Annotated in this window: 6 protein-coding genes; all 6 read left to right on the plus strand. The window is 60.7% G+C overall.

Translation table 11 applies throughout. From position 1 onward, the window contains the following. Nucleotides 1–183 precede the first annotated feature (183 nt). The 6 genes from COA17_RS19180 to COA17_RS18045 all read left to right on the plus strand — a co-directional run bounded on the left by COA17_RS19180 (nt 184) and on the right by COA17_RS18045 (nt 10,086). Nucleotides 184–444: a hypothetical protein gene (locus COA17_RS19180; protein ID WP_141397130.1), complete on the plus strand. Its 261-nt coding sequence runs from the start codon at nt 184–186 to the stop codon at nt 442–444. A gap of 164 nt (nt 445–608) precedes the next feature. After that, the gene (locus tag COA17_RS19185) at nt 609–2,315 is read left to right on the plus strand and encodes a hypothetical protein (RefSeq protein ID WP_141397131.1); all 1,707 of its coding nucleotides are present in this window, start codon (nt 609–611) and stop codon (nt 2,313–2,315) included. A gap of 80 nt (nt 2,316–2,395) precedes the next feature. After that, complete coding sequence (locus tag COA17_RS18030; RefSeq protein ID WP_096614249.1) at nt 2,396–3,883, plus strand: DUF2779 domain-containing protein; 1,488 nt, start codon at nt 2,396–2,398, stop codon at nt 3,881–3,883. A gap of 48 nt (nt 3,884–3,931) precedes the next feature. After that, nucleotides 3,932–6,811 carry an AAA family ATPase gene (locus COA17_RS18035; protein ID WP_096614251.1) on the plus strand — a complete coding sequence of 960 codons (2,880 nt, stop codon included), beginning with the start codon at nt 3,932–3,934 and terminating at the stop codon, nt 6,809–6,811. After that, nucleotides 6,808–8,118, plus strand: coding sequence for an McrC family protein (locus COA17_RS18040; RefSeq protein ID WP_096614253.1), 1,311 nt, complete (start codon nt 6,808–6,810; stop codon nt 8,116–8,118). The genes COA17_RS18035 and COA17_RS18040 overlap by 4 nt, the downstream gene beginning before the upstream one ends. Nucleotides 8,119–8,136: 18 nt before the next feature. Then, a complete protein-coding gene (locus COA17_RS18045; RefSeq protein ID WP_281253342.1) occupies nt 8,137–10,086 on the plus strand; it encodes a TM0106 family RecB-like putative nuclease in 1,950 nt (649 codons plus the stop codon). Nucleotides 10,087–10,302 lie beyond the last annotated feature (216 nt).

Here is a 10,302-nt window from a genome sequence, read left to right on the forward strand (position 1 = left end):
GTCCGCCTCCGGTGCCCGGATCGCCTTGCGCACCACCTTGCGCGACAGGTGCAGGTCCCGCGCTATCGCCTTGATGGCCTTCCCCGACGCGTGCTCGCGCCGGATCCTCAACACCGTCTCCAATACCAGCATCCCGCTCTCGCCGCCTGACACACCGCCAAGCGAACAGCCTAGACCACCGGGATGAGGGGTCCCTTTTCGACGCCGATCACCCCGCTACCGGGGTCCTTTTTCCACGCCGATCCACAAAGCAGGATTCGGGATCTGCGCCTGACGGGCGGCGACGGACGCATGCGTATTGCTCTTCTTGAGCAAGGCAAGCTCAACAAGTTCCTCGCCCGAATGGACGTCAAGCTGGACGAGATCGTCGAGCGAGAGAGGCGACTGACGTTCGAGGAGCCCATCCTCGCGGGCATTGCGCTCATTATCGTTGGGGGACGATGAGCATGGGAAAGAAAGGTCAGTCATTCGGCTCATTTGCCGACGCGGCCGAGGCTTTGAAGAAATTGAAAGGCACGTCTGGGGCTGCCCAGCCCCGGCATCGGGGTCCTCCTGCAAAGCCCGACCTCTCGCATTCAGCTGGGTTTGCGGATGTCGAAGCGGCCATAATGAAGAAAGCCGAAGAGCAGGCCGCGAGTGCGCCATCCAAGGCCAAGCGCCGGGAGTTTGAAGTTCAGCCAACGGGCCGTGGACGATCCAAGGTCGTTCCAGTCGAGACGGCGGCGCCACTCCCGCATCAAATCAAGGCCGGTTTGCTGCCCAAGCGGCCTCTCGAAGAACGCAAGAAAACCGAACCTTTCCCGCCCTTCGCGAAGCAAAACCCGCCCGCCGCTTCGCCCCCGCCAAAGGTTGAAGCCGCCAATGGAAAGAAGGCTGGTAACGGGAAGGCTCGATTGCCACTCCTTCCTAATCTCGTCGTCGCCAAGCCAAAGCCAGTTACGCAGCCAGTCGCAATCACGCCCGCTGTTCCGGCTGCCCCTCCACCGCCGCCGCCGCCAACGACCAAACAGCTCCTTGAGCGAATTCGAGTGCTGTTTGGCGAGGCGCCGCCTCCGATCGAAGCACGGCCGCAGCGCGCTTTTCCTTGGGTTCGGACCGGGGTAGAAGAGTGCATCGCGCTCGGCTCAGATATCATTCGGGCAAAGCCGGAGCCTGACCACTCTGGGTACATCATAGGCTGCGACTTCGGGACGAGTTCAATCAAGCTCGCCGTTCGCCAGCCTTACCGGGCGGGCAATCCGACCGCCGCACGACCTGCACCCAATTTGCTGCAATCGAACCGGCATCCCTATTTGTGGCAAAGCGTGATCTGGTTTTCGCCCGACACAGAGGAATTCTCCCTGCTGCCCGGCAAGGGCAAGGTGGCACTGGAAGGCTTCAAGGCAGGCATTCTCGCCGGCGGCGGCGGCAAGCGCATTCTGCCGGACTTGGCGGTTACCCGAAATGAAGCTGCCGCGGCTTTCCTTGCACTCCAGTTGGCTCATTGCCTGGGATGGTACGAGAAGACCCAGCCGCTGGGGGGCGACGCGGCCAGAAATTTCCTAGCCATCAACATCGGCATTCCCGTTGCCGCCCAGGATGATACCAAGACCTACCGGGATTTCAGGCACATTGTCAGCGCCGCGCGTGCCCTTATGCCGCACGCGATCTGCCTCACGCATAGCAAGGTTCGGGAGTGCTATCAGGCCTCGACGCACGATTTGCCGACTGGCTTTGACCTCGTGCCCGAGCTCACCGCAGCCATCTCAGGCTACGCCAATGAGCCGTTTGCTAGGGACGGCGCTCATATCCTCATCGACGTTGGCGCATCGACGCTCGACGTTGTGGCCTTCAACCTTGTCAATCGCGAGCGCGTCGCGGCCTTTGCCGCTGAGGTAAATCTGCTCGGCGCCGCAGCACTTGAAGCCGCGCGAGGCGACGGCTTCCCGGATGATCTGTTTCGGCGGGCTTGCATCGAGCAATACGATCAGGTCTTCAATTATGCGCGGCATCCCCGCGTTGCTCCGCGCAATTTCGATGCAACCCTCCGCCGCAATCCTGTGCAGCTCATGGCGATCGGTGGCGGTTGCAAGACCGCGGTGCACAAGGAATTTATTGCTCGGGTGCACCCCACACTCGGCGATCTAAAGCTCATGCACCCAAGCCCTCCCGCGCAGATGACGAGCATTAAATGCGATACCTCCCGACTGCTCCTGGCCTATGGTCTTACCTCGGATATTCCCGAGCAGCTCGAACTGCGCCGACCGTCGGAGATACCGCTGATCAATGATCAGCAGAGCGCCCCGATCTCTTTCATCTCGAAGGATGATGTTTAACCCGAGGTGACAGATTTTGTCATCCCACAGTGCTAGAGTGCACGCTGGGCATTGGGAATGAGGGGGCATGACGTAGTTCAATGAGTTCTGGCAGCCGGAAGTTCGGCCTTTCCAAATCGAAGATCACCTCCTTCGAGCAGTGCCCGAAGCGATTGTGGCTGCAGACGCATCGGCCTGACCTTGCAGAGCTCGATGCAGGTGCTGAGGCGCGCTTCGCTGCTGGTCATGAAGTTGGGGACGCTGCCTGCTCACTGTGCTCCGGCGGCATTATGATCGAGGCCGAGCCGGACCTTGCCGCTGCGCTTCAGCGGACCCAGGAACTCACGTCCGCATCAGCCCAAGACCCGCTGTTCGAAGCTACCTTTGCCCACGATGGTGTGCTCGTTCGCGTCGATATCATGGAACCCGACGGGCTTGGGGGCTGGCACGTGGCCGAAGTGAAGAGCTCAACGAGCCGCAAGGATTATCATGTCGCCGATCTGGCGACCCAGCTCTGGGTGCTGCGTGAGGCCGGGGTCCAGGTGAGTTCGGCCGCCATCCGGCATCTCAACAACCAGTTCTTCCTGACGGATGAAGGAAACTACCATGGCGCATTCGTGGATACGCCATCTCTGGAGGATGCCAAGCCGATCGCCCTCAAGCGCCCAAAGTTGGTCGCTGAAATCAGGTCTGTCCTTGATGGGGAAGAGCCCGCTCGCGATCCCGGCGGTCATTGCCATGATCCGTTCCCGTGCGAATTTGTGGCCTATTGCTCGCGCGATCTGGAAACGGCGCGATATCCGATCTCCTCGCTGCCCCGGACAGGCAAGCAGCTAGCAGCCAAGTGGGCCGAACATGGCATTGCCGAGCTCAAGGACGTGCCGGCTGGCAGCTTCACCAATGCCGTTCACGCGAGAATTCACGAGGCTGTCTTGTCCGGCGTCGCCTACCACGACGTCGACGGAGCGCGGCGGATCGTCGACGATTGGACATTTCCTCGAACCTATCTCGATTTCGAGACGATCGCCTTTGCCTTGCCTCGCTGGCTCGGAACGAAACCCTGGGAACAAGTCCCCTTTCAATTTTCAGCCCACATCGAAGATTGCGAAGGGCAGATCACTCATCGTGAGTTCTTGAGCCTGGATGGCAAAGATCCTCGTCGCGCCTGCGCCGAGGCACTGGTGGCCCAGATCCCCCAGGATGGGACCGTCATCGCGTACAATGCAGCCTTCGAGCGGGCATGCATCCTCCGGCTGGCGGAGCGGTTTTCGGATCTCGCCGACGATCTCAAGGCGATCGCAGCGCGCATTGTTGATCTTCTGCCGGTTACCCGCGAGCACTGGTACCACCGCGATCAGGGCGGCAGTTGGTCTATCAAGGCTGTCCTGCCGACCATCAGCATTAGCGGCGACTATGCCATGCTGGACGTCTCGGATGGCTCCGCGGCACAGCTCGCCTATCTCGAAGCAATTGCACCAGCGACCTCCGAGGTCCGAGTAGCTGAGCTAGCGCAATCGCTTAGGACTTACTGTGCCAAAGACACATACGCCATGATCGAGGTGCTTTGGCATCTCATTGGCGCGAAATAGACAGCGCCCATTTCACCGATCCCTTTAAAGATTTCTGAGAAAGCACAGATGCAAGAAGCCGAGTTTCGAGAGTGGATCGCGAAGAAGGGAGGTTCCCCCTCCACGCAAAACACGCGCGTGCAAGACGCGAAGCGCGTAGAAGCGCATTATGGCGACCTTGACGAAGCCTTCGACGCCGATGGTCTCGAAGGCATCAAGGCCGCGCTTGCCTATTCTAAGGCCGACGAACGTGCCGGTCGGGAAAACCCGGCTCGCTTTCCGATCGATGGCAATCTTTATGCGAACCTCTCGCACTATCGCTCGACGCTTAACGATTACGCTCAGTTCCGCTCAGGGACTGCGGGTGACGCATTCGACAGTGTCGATGCCGAGAAGCGCATCGCACTCTTTGATGATTCCAGAACGGTTCACTGGCCCATTCGCCAAACCAACCGGCAGTCGGGGGTCAAAGCGTTCCGGATCATGGGCGCCTCGAACAAAACTGAAGATGCCATTGAAACCGACGATGTCTTGGCGGTGGCTCGGGCGCTGTTCAAGGAGCAGCGTCTGGTCCGGGTGCTGCGGTCCAACAACGGCCGGCGGCCTTATCTGGGATACGGCAAACAGAAACTGACTTTCTATGAAATCGACCCAGAAATTGCCCAAGCTCTGGGCATTCCCGCGAAGGGTTCAATTCACGGGAATGACCTGATCCTCGACGCCGCCGCGCTTGCGGACCTCAAGGCTCGTTTCCTGCGGACCTATCCCGATTTTGAACCGGAAGGATTTGCTGGCGCGACCTCGCAAGTCTTCAGCGATGTCATCAACTACAAGCGAGAGGCGGTCGCCAAGGTTGCGGCGCTCATGCAGTCCGAGCCGCCGCTGGCACCCGAGGCGCTGGGCGGCGCCTTGTTCGACATCCTGACGGGTATCGATCTTCCCGGTTGGCGGACCAACAACCGTCTCGCCGCCATTCGCCAGCAGCATCCGAATGTTCTCGAACTGGCAGCGGCCCAATTGGCCCGCTCAAGCGATGACCCGCCGGCGGCGGCCAAACAAATGGTCGACGCGATCTGGCCCGTCCTTCTGGACGGCCAGGAGAAGAGCAAGCCCTACTCGGAGAGCCGCAATATCCCGTCGATGTTCCTGGCGCTGGTCAGACCGCGCGATGCCCTGGGCATCAACACCGACCCGCTCTCGAGGGCCTATAAGGCTTTGGTTCGCAAGCCGCTGTTCGGCTGGAGCCCGCTGTCAGCCGAAGAATATGCCGAAGTGCTCCGCTTCGCGCACAAGCTCTACGAGGAAATGGTCGGTTGGGGATGGCAGCCCCGAGACCTGTGGGACGTCCAGAGCTTCCTCTGGGTCGTGAGCCAGGAAGACCAAGCTGCCGATGCAACGCAAGAAATTTCAGAAATGAGGCCATCCATGCCGACTGCAACCAACCTGATCCTTTACGGGCCTCCGGGAACGGGAAAGACCTATGCGACAGCCGCCGAGGCCGTGGAAATCTGCAACGGTCCAGGATCGGCGCAGCTTGGCCGCAAGGAACTGATGGATGTCTATCAGTCCCTGCATCGCAAGGGGCGCATCGGCTTTGTCACGTTTCACCAGTCCTTCTCCTACGAAGAGTTCGTCGAAGGACTGAGGCCCGTCACGGGCGAGGAGAGCGACGATGGTCCGGCCAGTGGAGGGTTCAGCCTGAAGCCCCACGACGGCATCTTCAAGCAGATTGCAAATCTTGCCTCTGAAAACCGCGGCCATGCAGTCGACGCCGAGAAGCCGCTGCTCGATCGAAGCCAGAAGATCTTCAAGATGTCGCTCGGGCGAAGCTGGGCAGCAGAAGATGACGCAATCTTTCAGGATGCAATCCGCGATGGGTACATTGTCCTGGGATATGGCGGCGACGTCGACTGGTCTGATCCCCGCTTCGACAAATGGGAAGCGATCAAGGAACGGTGGCGCGAGGATCACCCCGAGGCGACCGGCAACGATCCCAACATGTCCCAGATGTACGCCTTCAGAATCAACATGGAAGTCGGCTCGCTGGTCGTTGTGTCGGACGGCAACAGGAAATTCCGGGCGATTGGCGAGGTCACCGGGGGCTATCGTTTTGTTCCCGGCCCCAACGGCGAGTATAACCATCGCCGATCGGTCAAATGGCTTTGGCACTCTGATGAGAGCCTCCCGCGCGAACGCATATACGGGAAGATCTTCAGCCAGGTCTCGGTGTACCAGCTGAACAATCGCTACATCGACTGGGACGCGTTGGAACAGATCGTCACCTCAGGTGGGGATGCGGTGGCCACCACGGGTGTACCCGAGCCCTACGTGCTCATCATTGACGAGATCAACCGCGCGAATATTTCCAAGGTTTTCGGTGAGCTCATCACCTTGCTCGAACCGGACAAGCGGATCGGTGAGGAAAACGAGCTTCGCGTGAAATTGCCCTACTCGGGTGAGATCTTCGGGGTGCCATCGAACCTCCACATTATCGGCACAATGAATACGGCGGATCGCTCCATCGCCTTGCTGGACACCGCTCTGCGCCGGCGCTTCACCTTCCGCGAGCTCATGCCGGACACCGAGGCGCTGCCTGAAAATGTCGATGGCATTGCGCTCAGAAATCTCCTCGCCACTCTCAACGAGCGCATCGAGTACCTCTTCGACCGGGAACACCAGATCGGGCACGCCTATTTCATGGGGTGTGCGACCCGCTCCGACGTCGATGAATGCATGCGCCACAAGGTTATCCCGCTCCTCGCCGAGTACTTCTACGAGGACTGGTCCAAGGTCGCTGCCGTGCTTGGCGATACGACCGGCGAGCGTTTCTTGGAACGGCGGGAGTTGAAGGCCCCCAACGGCCTCGATTCCGATGGCGATGCTCCAGCTCGTTGGCGCTGGCAGGTTCGGCAGCCGTTTGCAGATGATGCCTACAAGGGCTTTGCGTGATCCGGCGATCACTCCTCGAATGGCAATCGCTCGCTTATGGCGAGGGTGAGGAATGCATCCCCGCGTGGGCAGCAGACAGGCTCGTCGCCGTTGCGCGGCGCTCCCCCCTAGCCGGCAAGAATGGCAAGGGGATCCTGGAGCATGGCCGGCATGCTCTTGGAGCTCGTCAGGTGGTGGGCGTGATTGTCGCTGATGGGTGTACGCTGGAAATCCTGCCAAAGATCGATGCCAAGCCTTCAGAGAGCGATCCCGACAATCGCGGCTACTTGCGGGATCGCCTGGTGCATATGCTGGCCGTAGCGCTCGATCTGGAGATCGACAGCGGCACCATGACGGCGCTTGGCTCTCAACGCGACACATTGCTCGAGGTCCTGATCGGGCTGTTTTCCCGAAAGCTCGCCGACGCACTGCGGCAGGGCATGCCTCGTCGCTACATGGCCTGCGAGGATGAATTGCCCGCGCTTCGCGGGCGACTTGATGTGGTGCGGCAGTTTACGCGTCTCGCCGCTTCGCCGCAGCGTCTCGCCTGCCGTTTCGACGAACTGTCGCCTGACACCCCGCTCAATCAGATCATGAAAGCAGCGGTTTCCCGGCTGCTGCGCGTTTCCAACAATGCCGATAACCAGCGCCGGCTTGCCGAGTTGAGCTTCGCCTATGCCGACATAGCCGATGTCCCGGTAAGCGGGTTGCGCTGGGACGATGTGCATCTCGATCGCACCAACGCGCGCTGGAAGGAGCTGATCACGCTAGCCCGGCTTCTCCTCGGCGACCGGTTCCAGACGAGTTCGATCGGCCGGCAGGACGGCTTCTCGCTTCTTTTCGAAATGAATACCCTCTTTGAGGAGTATGTGGGCCGCCTGCTCAAGCGCGCGCTCTCGGGCACAGGATTTAGCGTGAGCCTTCAAGGCGGTCGTCTCTTTTGCCTCGAGAATGAGACTGATGGCCGCCAGGTGTTTCAGACTAGGCCCGATATCCTGGTGAAGCGGGGCAATGAGGTCGTGCAGATCATCGATACCAAGTGGAAGCGGATTTCGTCCCGGATCGATGATCCCAAGCAGGGGGTCTCACAGGCTGACGTCTATCAGATGATGGCCTATGGTCAGATCTACCACTGCAACTGCCTCAGCCTGCTCTATCCGCATCACTTCGCGCTGGCTGACAGCCCTGGTACGCTGGCTTCGCACCGGATTGGCGCGGATCAGGCCCGGCGGCTCCACACGATGAGCGTTGAACTCGGCTCTCGGCAGGCCGTCATCCAACAATTGCGGCAGCTCACGCTCGAGCTTGCCGAAGCTGAAACGTGCTGAGTTTTCGGGGGCTTTATAGTGCAAATTCAAAATGGAACGCCGCGCCTCAGCGCTACCGATCTGGTTGGTTATCTGAACTGTCGGCACGTGACCCAGTTGGAGCATGCGGCAGCGCGCGGTGAGCTTTCGCGTCCGAAATTCTTCGATCCCGCGCTCGAGGCGCTCTGGGAGCGCGGCAAGCAGCACGAACTGGCCTATGTGGACCATCTGCGCGCCCAAGGGCTTTCATGCGTCGTGGTTGAAGGCGTGGACGTCAGCGACGAGGCCGTCGCTCAAACAATCGCCGCCATGCGGGCGGGCGTTGACGTGATCGTCCAGGGCGCGCTGCGAGGCGGATCCTGGGCAGGCCGTGCCGACATTCTGCAGCGCGTCGATACGCCAAGCGACCTTGGCGATTGGTCCTATGAAGCTGCCGACACCAAGCTCGCCCGGGAAACGAAGGGCGGCACCGTCCTTCAGCTCTGCCTTTACTCCGAGCTCATTGGCGAAGTGCAAGGCACCATGCCGATCTTCGCCAGCGTCATCCCGCCCTGGACCGACTTTGCACCGGAGCGGTATCGGCTTGCCGATTTCGCCGCCTATCATCGTCAGGTGAAGCAGGGATTGCTGGGAGCGATCGGCACCGACAAGCCCGCACAGACCTATCCGGAGCCGACATCAAACTGCGACATCTGCAATTGGAGCACGCGCTGTGACAAACAACGCCGCGATGACGATCATCTTTGCCTCGTGGCGGGCATCTCCTCGATGCAGATCGCAGAGCTCAAGGATCACGACATCACCACGGCAACGGCGCTGGCAGAGCTTCCGCTGCCCCTGCCATGGAAGCCGGAACGCGGCTCGAAAGAATCGCTGACCCGCGTTCGCGAGCAGGCCAGGATACAGCTCGAATCCAGAGCCAGCGGCGAGCTGCGCTATGAACTTCTGGCACCGGTGGCAGGTTTCGGCCTCAATTGCCTGCCCGAGCCTTGTGAGGGCGATGTCTTTCTCGACTTTGAGGGAGATTCCTTCGTTGGCCAGCATGGGCTGGAATATCTCCTGGGCTTCCACTTCCGCGAGAAGGGTGAGCCACAGTACCGCGGGCTGTGGGCGCTTGACCGTGCCGGCGAGAAGGCAGCCTTCGAGACATTCATCGATTTCGTGCTCGAGCGAAAGAAGGTCTTCCCGCAGCTCCATGTCTACCACTACGGCGGATACGAGCCGGGCGCGCTGAAACGGCTGATGGGACGATATGGTACGCGCGAAGACGAACTGGATTCGCTGCTGCGTGGTCTTGTGTTCGTCGATTTGCTGAGCGTGGTCCGCCATTCGCTGCGCGCGGGCGTCGAGAGCTATTCCATCAAGAAGCTCGAGCCGCTTTACGGCTATGTACGTGACGCCAGCCTTCCCGATGCCAACCTGGCGCTTAACCGGCTGCAGGTGAACCTCGAACTGAACGACGCGGCGGGAATTCTCCCGGAGGATAAGCAGACCGTAGAAGCCTACAACCGCGACGACTGTGTCTCGACCGAGGCGCTGCGCGATTGGCTGGAGGCCGAACGCGCCAAGCTCCTTTCCCGTGGCCTCGAGGTGACGAGGCCGGAGCCAGGAGAGAGTGGGCCGAGCGAAGGCCTGTCCGAATGGCTCGAGCGGATCATGCCGCTGATTGAGCAGCTGACTGCCGACGTTCCTGTCGACCCGCAAGAGCGCAGCGCAGAGCAGCATGCGCGCTGGCTCCTTGCCAATCTTCTCGAGTGGCATCGCCGTGAGGAAAAGGCGACCTGGTGGGAATACTTCCGCCTCAGCGACCTCTCCGCAGACGAGCTTATCGACGAGCGCGCCGGTCTCGCAGGTCTCACCTTCCTGGAAACGGTGGGCGGCACAGCCAAGTGCCCGATCGACCGCTACAGCTTCCCGGTTCAGGAAGCCGATATCCGCGCAGGCAAGGGGCTGAGAGTGTGGATCGGCGTGGAAAAAGGACCCCGGTAGCGGGGTGATCGGCGTCGAAAAGGGACCCCTCATCCCGGTGGTCTAGGCTGTTCGCTTGGCGGTGTGTCAGGCGGCGAGAGCGGGATGCTGGTATTGGAGACGGTGTTGAGGATCCGGCGCGAGCACGCGTCGGGGAAGGCCATCAAGGCGATAGCGCGGGACCTGCACCTGTCGCGCAAGGTGGTGCGCAAGGCGATCCGGGCACCGGAGGCGGAC

Source organism: Sphingomonas ginsenosidimutans (assembly GCF_002374835.1).
Taxonomy (GTDB): Bacteria; Pseudomonadota; Alphaproteobacteria; order Sphingomonadales; family Sphingomonadaceae; genus Sphingomonas; species Sphingomonas ginsenosidimutans.

Bases quoted from the DNA above. Each gene is read 5' to 3' on its own strand.
- COA17_RS19180 (WP_141397130.1), top strand. From the start codon at position 184: ATGAGGGGTCCCTTTTCGACGCCGATCACCCCGCTACCGGGGTCCTTT.
- COA17_RS19185 (WP_141397131.1), top strand. From the start codon at position 609: ATGAAGAAAGCCGAAGAGCAGGCCGCGAGTGCGCCATCCAAGGCCAAG.
- COA17_RS18030 (WP_096614249.1), top strand. From the start codon at position 2,396: ATGAGTTCTGGCAGCCGGAAGTTCGGCCTTTCCAAATCGAAGATCACC.
- COA17_RS18035 (WP_096614251.1), top strand. From the start codon at position 3,932: ATGCAAGAAGCCGAGTTTCGAGAGTGGATCGCGAAGAAGGGAGGTTCC.